The sequence below is a fragment of the Streptomyces polygonati genome (genome assembly GCF_042650325.1).
Lineage (GTDB): Bacteria > Actinomycetota > Actinomycetes > Streptomycetales > Streptomycetaceae > Actinacidiphila > Actinacidiphila polygonati.
The window spans coordinates 357,496-376,822 of record NZ_JBHSBB010000009.1 but is presented as its reverse complement, the minus strand read 5'-3'; the positions used below and the strand labels follow the sequence as shown (position 1 = coordinate 376,822).

Annotated in this window: 15 protein-coding genes; 14 read left to right on the top strand and 1 reads right to left on the bottom strand. The window is 72.2% G+C overall.

Annotated elements, in window-relative coordinates; translation table 11 throughout:
• The first annotated feature begins 182 nt into the window (after positions 1 to 182).
• The 4 genes from pheS (at position 183) to ACFO3J_RS11830 (ending at position 6,580) form a co-directional block, all read left to right on the top strand.
• Positions 183 to 1,322, top strand: a complete 1,140-nt coding sequence (pheS, locus tag ACFO3J_RS11845) for a phenylalanine--tRNA ligase subunit alpha (protein ID WP_386428901.1) — start codon at positions 183 to 185, stop codon at positions 1,320 to 1,322.
• Complete coding sequence (gene pheT, locus ACFO3J_RS11840) at positions 1,322 to 3,862, top strand: phenylalanine--tRNA ligase subunit beta (protein WP_386428900.1); 2,541 nt, start codon at positions 1,322 to 1,324, stop codon at positions 3,860 to 3,862. Before pheS ends, pheT begins: the two co-directional genes overlap by 1 nt.
• Positions 3,863 to 4,358: 496 nt before the next feature.
• Positions 4,359 to 5,453: a PP2C family protein-serine/threonine phosphatase gene (locus ACFO3J_RS11835; protein ID WP_386428898.1), complete on the top strand. Its 1,095-nt coding sequence runs from the start codon at positions 4,359 to 4,361 to the stop codon at positions 5,451 to 5,453.
• Between the two features lie 386 nt (positions 5,454 to 5,839).
• Positions 5,840 to 6,580: an ABC transporter ATP-binding protein gene (locus tag ACFO3J_RS11830; protein WP_386429207.1), complete on the top strand. Its 741-nt coding sequence runs from the start codon at positions 5,840 to 5,842 to the stop codon at positions 6,578 to 6,580.
• 51 nt (positions 6,581 to 6,631) lie between these two features.
• Here ACFO3J_RS11830 and ACFO3J_RS11825 read toward each other — a convergent pair whose 3' ends face one another.
• Positions 6,632 to 7,489: a 3-hydroxybutyryl-CoA dehydrogenase gene (locus ACFO3J_RS11825; RefSeq protein ID WP_386428896.1), complete on the bottom strand. Its 858-nt coding sequence runs from the start codon at positions 7,487 to 7,489 to the stop codon at positions 6,632 to 6,634.
• A 253-nt stretch (positions 7,490 to 7,742) separates the two neighbouring features.
• On the opposite strand from ACFO3J_RS11825, the gene ACFO3J_RS11820 reads away from it, so the two are divergent.
• The 10 genes from ACFO3J_RS11820 to argH all read left to right on the top strand — a co-directional run bounded on the left by ACFO3J_RS11820 (position 7,743) and on the right by argH (position 19,252).
• Complete coding sequence (locus ACFO3J_RS11820) at positions 7,743 to 9,029, top strand: glycoside hydrolase family 10 protein (protein ID WP_386428894.1); 1,287 nt, start codon at positions 7,743 to 7,745, stop codon at positions 9,027 to 9,029.
• 70 nt (positions 9,030 to 9,099) lie between these two features.
• Entirely contained in the window at positions 9,100 to 9,834 is a 735-nt protein-coding gene (locus ACFO3J_RS11815; protein ID WP_386428892.1) for a DUF7873 family protein, read from the top strand.
• A 474-nt stretch (positions 9,835 to 10,308) separates the two neighbouring features.
• Entirely contained in the window at positions 10,309 to 11,451 is a 1,143-nt protein-coding gene (locus tag ACFO3J_RS11810) for a methyltransferase (RefSeq protein ID WP_386428890.1), read from the top strand.
• A gap of 99 nt (positions 11,452 to 11,550) precedes the next feature.
• Entirely contained in the window at positions 11,551 to 12,579 is a 1,029-nt protein-coding gene (argC, locus tag ACFO3J_RS11805; protein ID WP_386428888.1) for an N-acetyl-gamma-glutamyl-phosphate reductase, read from the top strand.
• Complete coding sequence (gene argJ, locus ACFO3J_RS11800; protein ID WP_386428886.1) at positions 12,576 to 13,730, top strand: bifunctional glutamate N-acetyltransferase/amino-acid acetyltransferase ArgJ; 1,155 nt, start codon at positions 12,576 to 12,578, stop codon at positions 13,728 to 13,730. The genes argC and argJ overlap by 4 nt, the downstream gene beginning before the upstream one ends.
• A complete protein-coding gene (gene argB, locus ACFO3J_RS11795; RefSeq protein WP_386428884.1) occupies positions 13,727 to 14,728 on the top strand; it encodes an acetylglutamate kinase in 1,002 nt (333 codons plus the stop codon). Before argJ ends, argB begins: the two co-directional genes overlap by 4 nt.
• On the top strand, positions 14,725 to 15,930 hold the full coding sequence (locus ACFO3J_RS11790) for an acetylornithine transaminase (RefSeq protein ID WP_386428882.1): 1,206 nt from the start codon (positions 14,725 to 14,727) through the stop codon (positions 15,928 to 15,930). Before argB ends, ACFO3J_RS11790 begins: the two co-directional genes overlap by 4 nt.
• Before the next feature lie 7 nt (positions 15,931 to 15,937).
• Positions 15,938 to 16,471 carry an arginine repressor gene (locus ACFO3J_RS11785; RefSeq protein WP_386428881.1) on the top strand — a complete coding sequence of 178 codons (534 nt, stop codon included), beginning with the start codon at positions 15,938 to 15,940 and terminating at the stop codon, positions 16,469 to 16,471.
• Between the two features lie 127 nt (positions 16,472 to 16,598).
• A complete protein-coding gene (locus ACFO3J_RS11780; protein ID WP_386428879.1) occupies positions 16,599 to 17,795 on the top strand; it encodes an argininosuccinate synthase in 1,197 nt (398 codons plus the stop codon).
• Positions 17,792 to 19,252: an argininosuccinate lyase gene (gene argH / locus ACFO3J_RS11775; protein ID WP_386428877.1), complete on the top strand. Its 1,461-nt coding sequence runs from the start codon at positions 17,792 to 17,794 to the stop codon at positions 19,250 to 19,252. The genes ACFO3J_RS11780 and argH overlap by 4 nt, the downstream gene beginning before the upstream one ends.
• Positions 19,253 to 19,327: the final 75 nt, after the last annotated feature.

Below are 19,327 nucleotides of genomic sequence, written 5' to 3'. Positions count from 1 at the left end.
GCCACCGAGCCGCCCCGACGGGCCTTGCCCCCGCCCCCCACCGCCCCCGGGGCGTCCCCGAGCGTGCCGCGCCAGCCCACTAGACTGAGGCTTTGGCATGTGTCCGGCCGGGCAGCGCCTCCCGCCGGAGGTCTGGCCCTGGGAGGCGCCCCCAACAGCACCCACTCTCGGAACGGGAAGAGATGTCGGCACCGAACAAGTCGTACGACCCTGTGGAGGTCGAGGCGTTGCAGCCGGAACAGATCGAGCGGATGCGTGACGAGGCGCTCGCCGCCATCGCGGGCGCCGCCGACCTGGACGCCCTGGCGCACGTCAAGACCGCGCACACCGGCGGCGCCTCGCCGCTGGCCCTGGCCAACCGGGAGATCGGCGCGCTGCCGCCGCAGGCCAAGGCCGAGGCCGGCAAGCGGGTCGGCCAGGCCCGCGGCGCGGTCAACCAGGCGCTCACCGCCCGCCAGGGCGAACTGGAGGCCGAGCGCGACACCCGCGTGCTGGTCGAGGAGGCCGTCGACGTCACTCTGCCGTACGACCGCGTCCAGGCCGGCGCCCGGCACCCGCTGACCACGCTGTCCGACCGGATCGAGGACATCTTCGTGGCCATGGGCTACGAGGTCGCCGAAGGCCCCGAGGTCGAGGCCGAGTGGTTCAACTTCGACGCGCTGAACTTCCCGCCCGACCACCCGGCCCGCGAGACCCAGGACACCTTCTTCGTCCAGGCCGCCGAAGGGGCCGGGGGCGCGGGCGGCGGCGAGCCGTCCGGCGTCGTGCTGCGCACCCACACCTCACCGGTGCAGATCCGCGCGCTGCTGGAGCGCGAACTGCCGGTCTACGTCATCGCGCCCGGCCGGGTCTACCGCTCCGACGAGCTCGACGCCACCCACACCCCGGTGTTCATGCAGGTCGAGCTGCTGGCGGTGGACGAGGGCCTGACCATGGCCGACCTCAAGGGCACCTTGGACCACATGGTCGTCTCGCTGTTCGGGGACGGCATGACGACCCGGCTGCGCCCGAACCACTTCCCGTTCACCGAGCCGTCCGCCGAGATGGACATGCTCTGCTACGTCTGCCGCGGCGAGTCCGTCGGCAACCCGGACCGCCCCTGCCGCACCTGCTCCTCCGAGGGCTGGATCGAGCTGGGCGGCTGCGGGATGGTCAACCCGCAGGTGCTGATCGCCTGCGGTGTGGACCCCAAGAAGTACAGCGGCTTCGCGTTCGGCTTCGGCATCGAGCGGATGATGATGTTCCGCCACAACGTCGAGGACATGCGAGACATCGTCGAGGGTGACGTGCGCTTCACCCTCCCGTTCGGGATGGAGATCTGATGCGGGTCCCGCTTTCTTGGCTGCGGGAGTACGTCGACCTGCCCGCCGGTGCGACCGGCCGCGACGTCCAGGCCAAGCTCATTTCCGCCGGCCTGGAGGTCGAGACCGTCGAGCAGCTCGGCGCCGGCGTCAAGGGCCCGCTGGTGGTCGGCGAGGTGCTCACCATCGAGGAGCTGGAGGGCTTCAAGAAGCCGATCCGCTTCTGCACGGTGGACGTCGGTGACGCCAACGGCACCGGTGAGCCGCAGGAGATCGTCTGCGGCGCCCGCAACTTCGCGGTCGGCGACAAGGTCGTGGTGATCCTGCCCGGCGGTGTGCTGCCCGGCGACTTCCAGATCTCGGCCCGCAAGACGTACGGCCGCACCTCGCACGGCATGATCTGCTCCGCCGCCGAGCTGGGCATGGGCGACGACCACAACGGCATCATCGTGCTGCCGCCGGAGCACGAGACCGGCACCGACGCGATCGGCCTGCTGGAACTCGTGGACGAGGTCCTCGACATCGCCGTCACCCCGGACCGCGGATACGCGCTGTCCCTGCGGGGTGTGGCCCGCGAGGCCGCGATCGCCTACGGGGTGCCGCTGAGCGACCCCGCGCTGATCGACGTGCCCGCGGCCAACGCCTTCGGCTACCCCGTCAAGGTCGCCGACCCGGTCGGCTGCGACCGCTTCACCGCCCGTACGGTGACCGGTGTCAACGCCGGCGCGCGCTCCCCGATCTGGCTCCAGCGGCGGCTGCAGAAGGTCGGCATGCGCCCGATCTCGCTCGCCGTGGACATCACCAACTACGTGATGATGGAGCTCGGCCAGCCGCTGCACGCCTACGACCGGACCCGGCTGGACGGACCGATCGGGGTCCGCCGCGCCGAGCCGGGCGAGAAGATCACCACCCTCGACGGGGTCGAGCGGGTGCTGGACGCCGAGGACCTGGTCATCACCGACGACCGGGGGACGATCGGCCTGGCCGGGGTGATGGGGGGCGCCCACACCGAGATCGCCGACTTCGGCTCCGACGCCGGCACCACCGAGATCGTCATCGAGGCCGCGCACTTCGCCCCGGTGCCCATCGCGCGCACCGCCCGGCGCCACAAGCTGGCCTCCGAGGCGTCCCGCCGCTACGAGCGCGGCACCGACCCGGAGATCACCTCCGCCGCCGCCCAGCGGGCCGTCGACCTGCTGGTACTGCTCGCGGGCGCCGGCGCGGAGCCCGGCGTCACCGAGGTCGTCACGCCGTCGGCCGCGCGGACGATCGCCATGCCCGCGGACCACCCCGACCGGGTGGCCGGCACCGAGTACGGCCGCCGGACAGTGGTACGCCGGCTGCGGCAGATCGGCTGCGAGGTCGACGACACCGTCCGCGCCGGGAGCGCGGCCGCGGGCACCGACGAGCTGATCGTCACCGTGCCGAGCTGGCGGCCCGACCTGTCCTTCCCCAACGACCTCGCCGAAGAGGTCATCCGGCTCGAAGGCTACGAGAGTCTGCCGTCCACCCTGCCCCGGCTGCCGTCCGGGCGCGGCCTGACCGAGTCCCAGCTGCTCCGCCGCCGGATCGGCCGGGCACTGGCCGGCGCCGGCTACACCGAGGCGCCCAGCTACCCCTTCCTCGGCGCGGAGGTCTTCGACCAGCTCGGCCTGGACGCCGGCGACGCGCGGCGCCGCACCGTACGGCTGGCCAACCCGCTGTACGACAACGAGCCGTCGCTGCGGACGACGCTGCTGCCCGGGCTGCTGGCCACGCTCCGGCGCAATGCCGGGCGCGGGACGCACGACCTGGCGCTGTTCGAGACCGGTCTGGTCTTCCGGCCCAAGGAGAAGGCCGAGGCGCCGCCGCGCCTGCCGGTCGACCGGCGGCCCACACCCGAGGAGATCGCCGCGCTGGAAGCCGCGCTGCCCGATCAGCCGCGGCGGATCGCCGTCGTGCTGGCCGGCGCGCGGGAGCAGGCCGGCTGGTGGGGCGACGGCCACCCGGCGACCTGGGCCGACGCGGTCGAGGCGGCCCGGGTGGTGGCCCGGCAGGCCCGCACCCGGCTCACCGTCCGCCAGGACCAGTACGCGCCCTTCCACCCCGGACGGTGCGCGAGTCTGCTGGCCGTCCGGGAGGACGGCACGGAGGTGCCGGTCGGCCACGCCGGAGAGCTGCACCCCCGGGTCACCAAGGCGCTCGGGCTGCCCGAGCGGACCTGCGCGATGGAGCTGGACCTGGACATCCTGGAGCGGGTGGGCGGCGCCCCGGCCACCGGACCCAGGGTCTCCACCTTCCCGGTCGCCACCCAGGACGTGGCCCTGGTGGTGGACGCCGCGGTCCCGGCCGCCGACGTCGAACAGGCTCTCCGGGACGGCGCGGGCAGCCTGCTCGAATCCCTGCGGCTCTTCGATATCTTCACCGGCCCGCAGATCGGCGAGGGCCGCAAATCCCTCGCCTACGCCCTCCGCTTCCGCGCCCCCGACCGCACCCTCACCGCCGAGGAGGCCTCCGCGGCCCGCGACGCCGCGATCACCTCCGCCACCACCCGAACCGGCGCCACCCTGCGCGGCGCCTGAGCCCTTACCGCCCCTGCGGCGACGAGCCCGCCTCCCGGCAGCCGCCGGGGGGCGGGCTTTTGCGCGACCCCGGCCCGCCGCGGTGATCCGGGCCGCGGGCCCGATGCCCGCCGCTGGCCGATGGCCGGGAGGCGTACCCGGGTGCCTTCCGAGGGGGCACCGGCGCGGCGCCCGGAGGCCGCGCTGGGCCGCGCCTGGGCATGGGGCACTCCGGCTCGCGCCGCTGGCCCTCGTTTCCGGCCCCGGGTGCCGCTCGGCGGGCTCGTGCCGCCGGGCCTCGCTCGGCGCCTCAGCGGGCGCTTCCGGGCCAGCTCACGGGGGTCCCGTGAGCCACTTGGGGGTTTCGTCGCTCTTTCGGGTGATTAACGTGGGCGTGGACGGGCGGGCGGCGGGGGAGTCGGCAGAATCGGGGGGTGCGGGCCGCGCGGGCCGCCAGGGGAGCCGGCGGATGATGGTGGGAAGAGTGGTCGGCGGGGTGCGCCGGATTCCTTGGGTGATGGCTCCTGTCGGGTGGATCGCCGTGCTGGGCGGGCTGGCGTGGTGGCTGCCGGACGGCGGTGACGTGGTGGCCGGGCTGGCCGTCGCGCCGGCGGTGACGTGCGCGGTGGGCGCGCGGCGGCGCTGGGTGCTGGGGAGCGGGCTGCTCGCGCTCGGCATGCTGGGCGGTGAGCTGGCGGACGGTTCGCCGATCGACAACGGGCCGCTGCTGGGCGCCGCGGGCACCATGCTCGCGGTGATGACGGCCGGCATGTGCACCGCGGGCCGCCGCAGCCGGATGGCCGCCGAACTGGACCGTACCCGCGAGATCGCGCTCGCCGCCCAGCAGGTGCTGCTGCGTCCGCTGCCCGACCGTATCGGCGGCTGGACGGTGGCGAGCACCTACCTCTCGGCGAGCCGCGGCGCCCATGTCGGCGGCGACTTCTACGAGGTGCTGGCCACTCCCTTCGGCGTCCGCGCCCTGATCGGCGACGCCCGCGGCCACGGCCTGCCCGCCATCGGGATGGTGGCCGCCCTGCTCGGCAGTTTCCGCGAGGCGGCCCATCAGGAGCCCGACCTGATCGGGGTCCTGCACCGCCTGGACGGCGCCCTCCACCGCCATCTGCGGGACCGCGCCGACGACCCGGCGACCGAGGAGTTCGCCACCGTGCAGCTTCTCCAGCTCGGCGAGGACGGCGAGTTCCAGGCGGTCAACTGCGGCCACCCGCAGCCGTATCTGCTCGGCCTGTGCTCCTACCCGCTGCCGCTGGGCGACCCGCTGCCCCCGCTCGGCCTGCTGGAGGACAGCGGCGCCGCCGTACCGGCCGGCGGCCGGATCGCCACGGGGGAGGGGCTGCTGCTCTACACCGACGGGATACAGGACGCCCGCGACCGTACCGGCCGCTTCTTCCCGCTGCCCGACATCGTGATCCGGGCCACCGCGCCCTCCCCGCTGTCCGGGCCGGCCGTCGCCGCCGGGCTGCGGACCGCCGTCCAGCGCCACACCGGCGGCCGGCTCGCCGACGACATGGCGGTGCTCGTCCTGGTCCGCGAGGCCGCGCTGGAAGCGGCCCCCCGGGCCGCCGAGCTGTGCTCCGGCGCGTCGGGCCGCTGACACCCGCCTTCCCCTCGCCCCATCCCACCGTACGGGTGGCCGCTCGCGCCGATCTGAGCGACTGTTGGCCGCAGCAGGCGGGTACGGAACGCGTTCTCCGGTCGTCCGAGGAGGGTACGGACGTGGCTGACGGAACAGCTGAGCAGGCAGCGGGGGAGGGCCCCTTCGCCAAGCGGGTCGCAGGCCCGGCCGCCGAGCGGGCCGCCCCGGAGGCCGCGGAGGCGGTGGCGGAACCGGTCGCCCCCCCAGTCGCACCGCCGGTCACACCGCCGGCCACCGCACCGCCCACCGCGCCGAGCCCGGAGCAGGCCGGCGAGCAGGTCGCCGAACAGGTCGAGGAAGCGGTCGGGGAACCAGCCGGCCCGCAGGCCCGGCGGCCGACCGTCGTGGTGGACGATCTGCACATCGTCTACCGGATCTACGGCGCCGGCACCGGCCGCGGCAACGCCACCGCCGCGCTGGCCCGGCTACTGCTGCGCAAGGGCTCACCCAACGTGCACACCGTCCACGCGGTCCGGGGCGTCACCTTTACGGCCTACCGCGGCGAGGCGATCGGCATCATCGGCTCCAACGGCTCCGGCAAGTCCACCCTGCTCAAGGCGATCGCCGGGCTGCTCCCCGCCGACCGCGGCAAGGTCTACACCGAGGGCCAGCCCTCCCTGCTGGGGGTGAACGCCGCCCTGATGAACGACCTGACCGGTGCCACCAATGTGCTGCTCGGCGGACTCGCCATGGGCATGTCGCAGCAGGAGGTCAGGGAGCGCTACCAGGGCATCGTGGACTTCTCCGGGATCAACGAGCACGGCGACTTCGTCTCGCTGCCGATGCGGACCTACTCCTCCGGCATGGCGGCCCGGCTGCGCTTCTCCATCGCGGCGGCCAAGAACCACGACGTGCTGATGATCGACGAAGCACTGGCCACCGGCGACCGCGCCTTCCAGAAGCGCTCGGAGGAACGCATCCGCGAGCTGCGCCGGGAAGCCGGCACCGTCTTCCTGGTCAGCCACAACAACACCTCGATCCGCGACACCTGCGACCGCGTGCTGTGGATCGAACAGGGCGAGCTCCTGATGGACGGCCCCACCGAGGAGGTCGTCCGCGCCTACGAGGACGCCGGCGGGAAGTGAACCTCCCTGCCCGGCCGACCGCCCAGGACCCGCCCGGCACGTACAGGCCCCTCAGTAGGTGTAGAACCCCGCGCCCGACTTACGGCCGAGCCGCCCCGCGTCCACCATCCGCTGCAGGACCGGCGGCGCCGCGTACAGCGTCTCCTTGTACTCCGCGTACATCGACTCCGCGATCGCCGCGACCGTGTCCAGGCCGATCAGGTCGGCGAGCTTCAGCGGGCCCATCGGGTGGGCGCAGCCCATCTCCATCCCGTTGTCGATGTCGTCGCGGGTCGCCATGCCCGACTCGTACATCCGGATCGCGGAGAGCAGATACGGCACCAGCAGCGCGTTCACCACGAAGCCGGACCGGTCCTGGGCGCGGATGGCGTGCTTGCCCAGCACTTCGGTGACCAGGTGTTCGACCCGTTTGACGGTGTCCGTGCCGGTGGTGAGCGCCGGGATCAGCTCCACCAGGCGCTGCACGGGCGCCGGATTGAAGAAGTGGACGCCCATCACCTGCTCCGGACGGGAGGTGGCGACCGCGAGCCGTACCAGCGGGATGGAGGAGGTGTTGGACGCCAGGATCGCGTCCGGGCGGGTCACCACCTGGTCCAGCACCACGAAGATGTCGGTCTTGACCCGCTCGTTCTCCACCACGGCCTCGATCACCAGGTCGCGGTCGGCGAACTCGCCGAGATCGGTGGTGAAGCTCAGCCGCTCCAGTGCCGCGTCCCGCTCCTCGGTGGTGATCTTGCCCCGCTCGGCGGCCTTGGCCAGCGAGCCGGTCAGCCGGCCGCGTCCCAGCTCCAGGGCCTCACCGGTGGTGTCGGCGACCCGGACGTCGAGACCGGCCTTCGCGCACACCTCGGCGATACCCGAACCCATCTGGCCCGCGCCCACCACGCCGACGCGCTGGATGTCACTCACTGGTCAGTCCCTCGCCTCTGCCGCATTCCCGCGTGTACCGGACAGACGTTACCGCTGCCCGGTGCGGGCGGGGGCTTCCGGGGCCGCTGATCCGGACACGGCCGCCCACTTCGCCGACACGGCGCGAAGAGGCGTTCATCGCGGGGCCGCAGGGGAGCATGGTGGGGCCGGGATTCGAGCGGCACCCGATGTGACGCTACGTCAGAGGTCTCACAGCTGGCGGCCGGTCGGCGGCCGGACCGGAGGAGGACGGATGGCAGGGCTCTCGCGCAGGACCTTCACCGTGGCGGCGGCCGCCGCGCTGGCCGGGACCGGGGCGTCCGGCCGGGCCGTCGCCGAGGCGCCGGGGACCCGGGCGCCGGGAGCCCCGGCGCCGGACCCCGCACCCGAGCCGGCCGGCCCGCACCGCACCCGTCGCCGCGAGCTGCGCGGTATGTGGATCGCCTCCGTGGCCAACACCGACTGGCCCTCCGCGCCCGGCCTTCCGCCCGCCGAGCAGCGCCGGGAACTGCTGGATCTGCTCGACCTCGCCCTCGAACGCCGCCTGAACGCCGTGATGTTCCAGGTTCGGCCGACCGCGGACGCCTGCTGGCCGTCGCCGTACGAGCCCTGGTCGCGGTATCTGACCGGAATTCAGGGCCGCGACCCGGGCTGGGACCCGCTGGGCACCGCGGTCCGCGAGGTGCACCGGCGCGGCCTGGAACTGCACGCCTGGTTCAACCCTTACCGGGTGGCGCTGACCGACGACCCCGGCACCCTCGCCCCGACCCACCCGGCCCGGCTGCACCCGGACTGGGCCGTCCCGTTCGGCGGTAAGCTCTACTACAACCCGGGCCTGCCCGAGGTCCGCCGCTTCGTCGAGGACGCGATGCTGGACGCGGTCCGCCGCTATCCGATCGACGCCGTGCACTGGGACGACTACTTCTACCCGTATCCGGTGGCCGGGCAGACCTTCCCGGACGACGACGCCTTCGCCCGCCACGGCGCCGGCTTCGCCGACCGCGACGCGTGGCGGCGCCACAACACCGATCTGCTGGTCCGCGAGACGGCGGCCCGTATCCGGCGGATCAGGCCGGCCACCCGCTTCGGCATCAGCCCGTTCGGCGTCTGGCGCAACGCCGCCACCGACCCGCTGGGTTCGGCCACCGCGGCCGGAGTGCAGACCTACGACGATCTGCACGCGGACACCCGCGGCTGGGTGCGGAAGGAGTGGATCGACTACATCGCGCCGCAGGTCTACTGGAACCTCGGCTTCGCCGCCGCCGACTACGCCACCCTGGTCCCCTGGTGGTCCGAGGTGGTGCGCGGCACCCGGGTCCACCTCTACATCGGCGAGGCGCTCTACAAGGCGGGCGCGGCCGGGCAGCCCGCCCCCTGGCAGGACCCGGCCGAACTCTCCCGCCATCTCGCCTTCGACGCCGGCCATCCCCAGGTCCGCGGCAATGTCTTCTACTCCGCCACCCAGGTGGCCGCCGACCCGCTGGGCGCGATGAGCAGGGTCGTCACCGACCATTACCCGACCCGGGTGCGCACCCCGTGAGCCGGACAGGCGGCTGAGCCACCGGCTAATTCCCTCGAACGGGCGCGCGGTCGGCTGTTACGGTCGGCCCGTGGCGAAACTGAACCAGATCATCGCGGTCGAGAAGGGCGTCAAGGCGAAGGCGCAGCAGGAGCTGACGGCGGCTCATCACGACCTGCAGAAGCCGGCGTTGCTCTCCGGAATATCGCGGACCTATCAGCCCAAGGACGAGGAGGGCGAGCAACTCCCGCCCGAGTCCACCCGGGTGCAGATCCAGGCCGAGAGCGTACTGCGGTCCACCGCGACGGCGCTGACCCGGCTGTTCGATGTGACCGCCACCAAGGACTGGGCCAACCGCGAGGCCCGCGCCGACGTCACGGTCGACGGCAGCGCGCTGCTGCGTGACGTGCCGGTGTCGTATCTGCTGTTCCTGGAGAAGCAGCTCACCGACCTCAACACCTTCGTCCGCAAGCTGCCGGTCCTGGACGCCGCCGAGTCCTGGAACCTGGACGCGTCCAGTGACGCGTGGAAGACCGAGGTGGTGCGGACCATCCGTACCAAGAAGGTGCCGCGCAACCATGTGAAGGCAGAGGCGACCGAGAAGCACCCCGCGCAGGTCGAGGTGTACTACGAGGACGTGCCGGTCGGTTACTGGACCACGGTGAAGTTCTCCGGCGCGCTCCCGGCCCGCCGAGTCAACGAACTCCTGGAGCGGGTGGAGAAGTTGCAGCAGGCGGTGAAGTTCGCCCGCGAGGAGGCGAACGGCGTCGAGGTGACCGACCAGCGGGTCGGCGACTCCGTGTTCGGGTACCTGTTCGCACCGTGATCGCGCGGTGATCGAGCGGTGCCCCCCAAGATGCCCTCCGCGGGAGCGCGGAGGGTGCGCGAGAAGCGCAAAGCTGAAACTGAGGCTTGTCGTGATGAAGGCGGTTCCAGTGAGGGTTCGAATCCCTCCCCCGGCACGAGCGCGCCGGGGTGGCCCAATCGGCAGAGGCAGACCGCGATCAATCTCAGACTCTCGCTCCAGACTCAGCAGTCGCCGCTTATCGCCGGATCGACCGGCCGCGGGCTAGGTCGTCAGGTGCCGGTTCGAATCCGGTCCGGTGCTCTTCGCGCACCGGTAGTTCAATGGCAGAACGCGACGACATCAGACTGACCTGCGGCCTCAAGTGTGCCGGCGTGTGCACGGAAGCGGCATTACCAGGGGCTCGGAGGCTGGACACGCCTCCGGGCCCCGCTGCCTGCCCCCGGCGGGCAGCAGTGCCGTCCGGCAGCGCGCAGGCTTTACGCTGGGGGGACGATGCACCGATTCACCACGCCCTGGGGCGACCTCGAACTGACCCGATTCCCGGCCGAACCGCGTGAGCAGCTGCGGGCCTGGGACGCCGCGGACGACTATCTGCTGCGGCACCTCGCCGAGCAGGGCGAGCCCGCCGGGGAGATCGTGGTGGCCGGTGACCGGTGGGGCGCCCTGACGACCGCGCTGGCCCGGTGGCGGCCCACCCAGATCTCGGACTCCTTCCTGGGTCAGCAGGCGACCCGGGCGAATCTGCGGCGCAACGCTCCCGAGGCCCAGGCGCGGCTGCTGTCCACCCAGGACACCCCGCCGGAGCGGATCGACGTCCTCCTGGTCCGGGTGCCGAAGAGCCTCGCCCTGCTGGAGGACCAGCTGCACCGGCTGGCGCCGGCCGTCCATCCGGGCACGGTGGTGATCGGTACGGGCATGGTCAGTGAGATCCACACCTCCACCCTGCGGCTGTTCGAACGGATCATCGGCCCGACCCGTACGTCCCTGGCCGTCCGCAAGGCCCGGCTGATCCTCTGCACCCCCGCGCCCGAGGCGCTTCCCGCGGGCCCGAACCCCTGGCCGCTGCGGTACACCCTGCCCGACGGCATCGGCCCGGTCTCCGGGCGCACCGTCACCAACCACGCGGGCGTCTTCTGCGCGGACCGGCTGGACATCGGCACCCGCTTCCTGCTCCAGCACCTGCCGGCCAGGACCGGCCCGGACCGGGTGATCGACCTGGGCTGCGGCAACGGTGTGGTCGGTACGGCGGCGGCGCTGGCCAATCCCGCCTCCGAGGTGCTCTTCGTGGACGAGTCCCACCAGGCCGTGGCCTCCGCCGAGGCCACCTTCCGGGCCAACGCCGACCCGGCGACCAAGGCCGAGTTCCTGGTCGCCGACGCCCTCACCACGATCCCGCCGGGCAGCGCCGACCTCGTCCTGAACAACCCGCCCTTCCACTCCCACCGCGCCACCACCGACAGCGGCGCCCGCCATATGTTCGCCTCGGCCCGCGCCGCCCTGCGTCCCGGTGGCGAGCTGTGGGTGATCGGCAACCGCCATCTCGGCTATCACCTGCGGCTGCGCAATCTCTTCGGCAACTGCGAAGTCGTCGCCTCCGACCCGAAGTTCGTCGTCCTGCGCGCGGTCAAAGGCTGACAGCACTCCTCCGCCGGGCTCCTTCGCGCCGCATGAGACCTTTGCATAAAAGTGCGGGTCGCCGTATAGTCATGCTGTCGAGCGTGGAGGAGCGGACCGATGGCAGTGCGGGTGGCGGTGGCCGGGGCCAGTGGGTATGCCGGAGGGGAAGCGCTCAGGCTGCTTCTCGGGCATCCCGGCGTGGAGATCGGGGCGGTGACCGGCAACGCGAGCGCCGGCCAGCCGCTCGGGGTACTGCAGCCGCACCTGGTGCCGCTGGCCGACCGGATACTGGAGGCGACCACCGCCGAGGTGCTCGGCGGGCACGACGTGGTCTTCCTCGCGCTGCCGCACGGGCAGTCGGCGGCCGTCGCCGAGCAACTCGGCGACGATGTCCTGGTCGTGGACATGGGCGCCGACTTCCGGCTGCGGAATCCGGCCGACTGGGAGCGCTTCTACGGCTCCCCGCACGCCGGCACCTGGCCCTACGGACTGCCCGAACTGCCGGGGGGCCGCGCGGCGCTGGAGGGGTCCAAGCGCATCGCGGTCCCCGGCTGCTACCCGACCGCCGTCTCGCTCGCGCTGGCCCCGGCGTACGCCGCCGACCTGGTGGAGCCGGAAGCGGTGATCGTCGCCGCGTCGGGCACCTCGGGCGCCGGCAAGTCAGCCAAGCCGCATCTGCTCGGCTCCGAGGTGATGGGCTCGATGAGTCCCTACGGCGTGGGCGGCGGCCACCGGCACACCCCCGAGATGATCCAGAACCTCAGCGCGGCGGCCGGCCGGCCGGTGAACGTCTCCTTCACCCCGACGCTGGCCCCCATGTCCCGCGGCATCCTCGCCACCTGCACCGCCAAGGCCAGGCCGGGGATCACCGCCGGGGACCTGCGGGCGGCGTACGAGAAGGCCTACGCCGACGAGCCGTTCGTCCACCTCCTGCCCGAGGGCCGGTGGCCGGCCACCGCCGCCGTCCACGGCTCGAACGCGACCCAGCTCCAGGTCGCGTACGACGAGTTCGCCGGCCGGGTGATCGTGATCAGCGCGATCGACAACCTGACCAAGGGCACCGCGGGCGGCGCGGTGCAGAGCATGAACATCGCCCTCGGGCTGCCGGAGGCGACGGGACTTTCCACGATCGGAGTCGCGCCATGACGGTGACCGCAGCGAAGGGATTCTCGGCGGCGGGCATCGCCGCCGGGATCAAGGAGAGCGGCGGCCCGGACGTCGCCCTCGTGGTCAACACCGGCCCGCGCCGCGCCGCGGCCGGCGTCTTCACCTCCAACCGGGTGAAGGCCGCGCCCGTCCTGTGGTCCCAACAGGTTCTCAAGGGCGGCGAGGTGACCGCCGTGGTCCTCAACTCCGGTGGCGCCAACGCCTGCACCGGCCCCCAGGGCTTCCAGGACACCCACGCCACCGCCGAGAAGGCCGCCGAGGTCCTCGGGTGCGGCGCCGGCGAGATCGCGGTCGCCTCCACCGGGCTGATCGGCATCCTGCTGCCGATGGACAAGCTGCTGCCCGGAGTCGGGCGGGCCGCCGCCGAACTGTCCGAGCACGGCGGCGAGAAGGCCGCCATCGCCATCAAGACCACCGACACCGTGCACAAGACGGCGGTGGTGACCAGCCCGGCCGGATGGGTGGTCGGCGGTATGGCCAAGGGCGCCGGCATGCTCGCACCGGGCCTGGCCACCATGCTCGTGGTGCTGACCACCGACGCCGACCTGGACGCCGGCACCCTCGACAAGGCGCTGCGCGACGCCACCCGGCAGACCTTCGACCGGATCGACTCCGACGGCTGCATGTCCACCAATGACACCGTGCTGCTGCTCGCCTCCGGCGCCAGCGAAGTCGCCCCGGAATACGGTGAGTTCGCCGACGCGGTGCGTGAGGTCTGCGGCGAGCTGGCCCGGCAGCTGATCGGCGACGCCGAAGGCGCCAGCAAGGACATCAGGATCGAGGTCGTCAACGCCGCCAGCGAGGACGACGCGGTGGAGGTCGGCCGCAGCATCGCCCGCAACAACCTGCTCAAGTGCGCCATCCACGGCGAGGACCCCAACTGGGGCCGGGTGCTGTCCGCGATCGGCACCACCAACGCGGCCTACGAGCCCGACCGGCTCGCCGTCGCCATCAACGGCGTCTGGGTCTGCCGGGACGGCTCGGTCGGCGACGACCGCGACCTGGTCGACATGCGCTTCCGGGAGGTCGTCATCACCGCCGACCTCGCCGCGGGCGCCGAGCGGGCGGTCATCTGGACCAACGACCTGACCGCCGACTACGTCCACGAGAACAGCGCGTACAGCTCATGAGCGCCGCCGACTCCCGGCCGGGGACGCCCCCGCGCAAGCACACCGCGCTGCCCAAGGCCCGCATCCTCGTGGAGGCGCTGCCCTGGCTGACCCGCCACCACGGCCGGACCGTCGTCATCAAGTTCGGCGGGAACGCCATGGTGGACGAGGAGTTGAAGGCCGCCTTCGCCCAGGACGTGGTGTTCCTGCGGCACGCCGGGCTCAGGCCGGTCGTGGTGCACGGCGGCGGCCCGCAGATCAGCGCCCAGCTCGACCGGCACGGCCTGGTCAGCGAGTTCAAGGCCGGACTGCGGGTCACCACCCCCGAGGCGATGGACGTCGTACGGATGGTGCTGGCCGGGCAGGTGCAGCGCGAGCTCGTCAACCTGCTCAACCAGCACGGCCCCCTCGCCGTCGGCATGACGGGGGAGGACGCGCACACCATCTCCGCCGTCAAGCACTATCCGCGGATCGACGGCGAGCGGGTGGACATCGGCCGGGTCGGCGAGATCACCGCGATCGACACCGGGGCGATCGAGGCCCTGCTGGGCGACGGCCGTATCCCGGTCGTCTCCTCCATCGCCCGCGCGGCCGACGACGGCCATGTCTACAACGTCAACGCCGACACCGCCGCCGCCGCCCTCGCGGCCGCCCTCGGCGCCGAGACGCTGATGGTGCTCACCGACGTGGAGGGACTGTACGAGGACTGGCCGAACAGCGACGAGGTGATCAGCCGGCTCACCGCCACCGAGCTGGAGAAGCTGCTGCCCGAGCTGTCCAGCGGCATGGTCCCCAAGATGGAGGGCTGCCTGTACGCGGTCCGCAACGGCGTGCACACCGCCCGCGTCATCGACGGCCGGGTGCCGCACGCCATCCTGCTGGAGATCTTCACCGACGAGGGCATCGGCACCATGGTCCTGCCGGACGCCCCGGACGCCCCGAATGAACCGGCAGGAGAACCCGCGGGAGAGCCCGCGGACGAACCCACGGACGAACTCGCAGAAGGAGGAGACCGGTGACCGGCAACGAGGAGCTGGCACTGCGCTGGCAGGGCTCGCTGATGGACAACTACGGCCGGCCCCGGCTGCCACTGGTCCGCGGTGAGGGCACCCGGTTCTGGGACGCCGACGGCAAGGTCTACTACGACTTCCTCGGCGGCATCGCCGTCAACGCGCTCGGCACCGCCCATCCGGCCGTCGTCGAGGCGGTGTCCCGGCAGGTCGCCTCGCTCGGCCATGTCTCCAACCTCTTCATCGCCGAACCCCCGGTGGCGCTGGCCGAAAGGCTGCTCCAGCTCTTCGGGCGGCCCGGCCGGGTGTTCTTCGCCAATTCCGGCGCCGAGGCCAATGAGGCGGCCTTCAAGATCGGCCGGCTGACCGGCCGCCGCCACATGGTCGCCACCGACGGCGCCTTCCACGGCCGCACCATGGGCGCGCTCGCCCTGACCGGTCAGCCGAAGAAGCGGGACGCCTTCCAGCCGCTGCCCGGTGACATCACCCATGTGCCGTTCGGCGACACCGAGGCGCTGCGGGCGGCGGTGAGCACCGATACGGCACTGGTCATCATCGAGCCGATCCAGGGCGAGAACGGCGTGGTCGTCCCGCCCGTCGGCTATCTGCGGGCCGCCCGCGAGATCACCGCCGCCACCGGCACACTGCTGGTCCTGGACGAGGTGCAGACCGGCGTCGGCCGTACCGGGCACTGGTTCGAGTGCCAGGCCCAGGGGGTGGAGGCGGACGTCGTCACGCTCGCCAAGGGGCTCGGCGGCGGGCTGCCGCTCGGCGCCACCGTGGCCTTCGGACCCGCCGCCGACCTGCTCACCCCGGGCGCGCACGGCACCACCTTCGGCGGCAATCCGGTCTCCTGCGCGGCCGGGCTCGCCGTGCTGGACACCATCGCCGCCGACGGCATCCTGGACAACGTCAAGCGGCAGGGCGAGAAGCTGCGGCAGGGTGTGGAGGCGCTGCGACACCCACTGGTCGATCATGTGCGCGGTTCCGGCCTGCTGATCGGTATCGTGCTCACGGAGCCGCTGTCCGCACAGGTCCAGCAGGCGGCTCAGGACGCCGGACTGCTGGTGAACGCGGCCGTCCCCGACACGGTACGGCTCGCGCCGCCGCTGATCGTCGGCGACACCGAGACGGACGCGTTCCTCCGGGCCCTGCCGGACGTCCTCGACCAGGTGCTCCGGGCCAGCCGGGAGACAAGTAACGGAGAATGACACGACGATGAGCGAGGCCCAAGCGCACGGCAACGGCCATGCCGTACCGCAGACCCGCACCGCACGGCACCGCAGGATCGTGGACATCCTCGGCCGGCAGCCGGTGCGGTCGCAGAGCCAGCTGGCCAAGCTCCTCGCCGACGACGGGCTGAGCGTCACCCAGGCGACGCTCAGCCGGGACCTCGACGAGCTCGGCGCGGTGAAGATCCGTACCAACGACGGCGAGCTGATCTACGCGGTCCCCTCCGAGGGCGGCTTCCGCACCCCGCAGGCGCCGCTCGGCGAGTCCGTCAAGGAGGAGCGGATGCGGCGGCTGGCCGCCGAGCTGCTGATCTCCGCCGAGGCCTCCGCCAATCTGGTGGTCGTCCGCACCCCGCCCGGCGCCGCCCAGTTCCTGGCCTCCTCGATCGACCAGGCCGAGGTGTACGACATCCTGGGCACCATCGCCGGCGACGACACCGTCGTGCTGATCAGCCGCGACCCAGCCGGCGGCCAGAAACTCGCCGACCACCTGCTGCGGCTCGCCCAGGGGGAGGCGTAGCGCCCGCGTCACGCCGGCGCCAGCCGTCAGTCATCCCCGCCACACCGCGCTGACCTGCCGCGTTGACGTTCCATGCGGCGGAGCGCATACTTATGCCAATCAGCGTATGCATCGTAAGGAGAGACTCGTGACCGAGCGCGTCGTACTCGCCTATTCCGGCGGCCTGGACACCTCCGTCGCCATCGGCTGGATCGCCGAGGAGACCGGCGCCGAAGTCATCGCGGTCGCGGTCGACGTCGGCCAGGGCGGCGAGGACCTGGACGTCATCCGCAAACGCGCGCTCGCCTGCGGTGCCGTCGAGGCGGAAGTCGCCGACGCCAGGTCCGAGTTCGCCGACGAGTACTGTCTGCCGGCGCTCAAGGCCAACGCCCTGTACATGGACCGCTACCCGCTGGTCTCCGCGCTGTCCCGGCCGGTCATCGTCAAGCACCTGGTGGCCGCCGCGCGCAAGCACGGCGCCGACACCGTCGCCCACGGCTGCACCGGCAAGGGCAACGACCAGGTGCGCTTCGAAGCGGGCATCTCCTCGCTGGCCCCCGATCTCACCTGCGTCGCCCCGGTCCGCGACTACGCCATGACCCGGGACAAGGCCATCGCGTTCTGCGAGGAGAAGAACCTCCCGATCGTCACCAGCAAGAAGTCCCCGTACTCCATCGACCAGAACGTCTTCGGCCGGGCCGTCGAGACCGGCTTCCTGGAGGACATCTGGAACGCGCCGATCGAGGACGTCTACGAGTACACCCAGAACCCGGCCACCCCCCGCGAGGCCGACGAGGTGGTCATCACCTTCCAGCAGGGCGTCCCGGTCGCCATCGACGGCCAGCCGGTCACCGTGCTCGAAGCCATCCAGCAGCTCAACAAGCGGGCCGGCGCGCAGGGCATCGGCCGGATCGACATGGTCGAGGACCGGCTGGTCGGCATCAAGTCCCGGGAGATCTACGAGGCCCCGGGCGCGATCGCGCTGATCACCGCCCACCAGGAGCTGGAGAACGTCACTGTCGAGCGCGAACTGGCCCGCTACAAGCGGCAGGTCGAGCAGCGCTGGGGCGAACTCGTCTACGACGGCATGTGGTTCTCCCCGCTCAAGCGGGCGTTGGACGGCTTCATCAACGAGGCCAACGAGTACGTCACCGGCGAGGTCCGGATGGTGCTGCACGGCGGCCGGGCGGTCGTCAACGGCCGGAAGTCCGCCACCTCGCTCTACGACTTCAACCTGGCGACGTACGACACCGGTGACACCTTCGACCAGTCGCTGTCCAAGGGCTTCATCGAGATCTTCGGCATGTCCTCGAAGATCGCCGCCAAGCGGGACCTGGCGCAGTGACCGCCGCGCACCCCGGCGGCCAGGACGCCGGACCGGACGCCGGTCAGGGCAAGCTCTGGGGCGGACGGTTCGCCGACGGGCCGTCCGCCGCACTGGAGAAGCTGTCCGCCTCGGTGCACTTCGACTTCCGGCTCGCTCCCTACGACATCGCCGGCTCCCGGGCCCACGCCCGGGTGCTGCACCGGGCCGGACTGCTCACCGCCGACGAGCTGGAGCGGATGACCGCCGGGCTCGACGCGCTCGAAACAGCCGTGGCCGACGGCGAGTTCACCGGCACCATCGCCGACGAGGACGTGCACACCGCGCTGGAGCGCGGCCTGGTGGAACGCCTCGGCGCCGAACTCGGCGGCAAGCTGCGGGCCGGCCGGTCCCGCAACGACCAGGTGGCCACCCTCTTCCGGATGTATCTGCGCGACCACGCCCGGATCATCGGCGGTCTGATCGCCGACCTCCAGGACGCGCTGGTCGGCCTCGCCGAGGCCCACCCGGAGCTGGCGATGCCGGGCCGCACCCACCTCCAGCACGCCCAGCCGGTGCTCTTCGCGCACCACATGCTGGCGCACGTCCAGGCGCTGTCCCGGGACGGCGAACGGCTGCGGCAGTGGGACGAGCGCACCGCCGTGTCGCCCTACGGATCGGGCGCGCTGGCCGGCTCCTCGCTCGGCCTGGACCCGGAGTCCGTCGCCCGCGACCTCGGCTTCGAGCACGGCAGCGTCGGCAACTCCATCGACGGCACCGCCTCGCGCGACTTCGTGGCCGAATTCGCCTTCATCACCGCGATGATCGGCGTCAATCTGTCGCGGATCGCCGAAGAGGTCATCATCTGGAACACGAAGGAGTTCTCCTTCGTCACCCTGCACGACGCCTTCTCCACCGGCTCCTCGATCATGCCGCAGAAGAAGAACCCGGACATCGCCGAACTGGCCCGCGGCAAGTCCGGGCGGCTGATCGGCAATCTCACCGGGCTGATGGCGACCCTCAAGGCGCTGCCGCTGGCCTACAACCGAGACCTCCAGGAGGACAAGGAGCCGGTCTTCGACTCCTGCGACCAACTGGAAGTGCTGCTCCCGGCGTTCAGCGGGATGATGGCCACCCTCACCGTGCACCGCGAGCGGCTGGAGCAGTTGGCGCCGGCCGGGTTCTCGCTGGCCACCGACATCGCCGAGTGGCTGGTCCGGCAGGGTGTGCCGTTCCGGGTCGCGCACGAGGTGGCGGGGGAGTGCGTCAAGGTCTGCGAGGCCGAGGGCATCGGACTCGACGAGCTGACGGACGATCAGTTCGCGAAGATCTCACCGCACTTGACGCCCGAGGTACGCACCGTGCTCGACGTGCCGGGCTCGCTGGCCTCGCGCAGCGCCCGCGGTGGCACCGCGCCGAGCGCGGTCGCCCGGCAACTCGCGGAGGTCAAGGCGGACTTGGCCGCCCAGCATCAGTGGGCGCACGCCAAGGACAAGTAGCCGGGCCGCTGGGCCGGGCAGCGACAAGGCAGCGGGGGCGCCGTGCGGACGGCGCCCCCGTATCCCGTGCTCCCG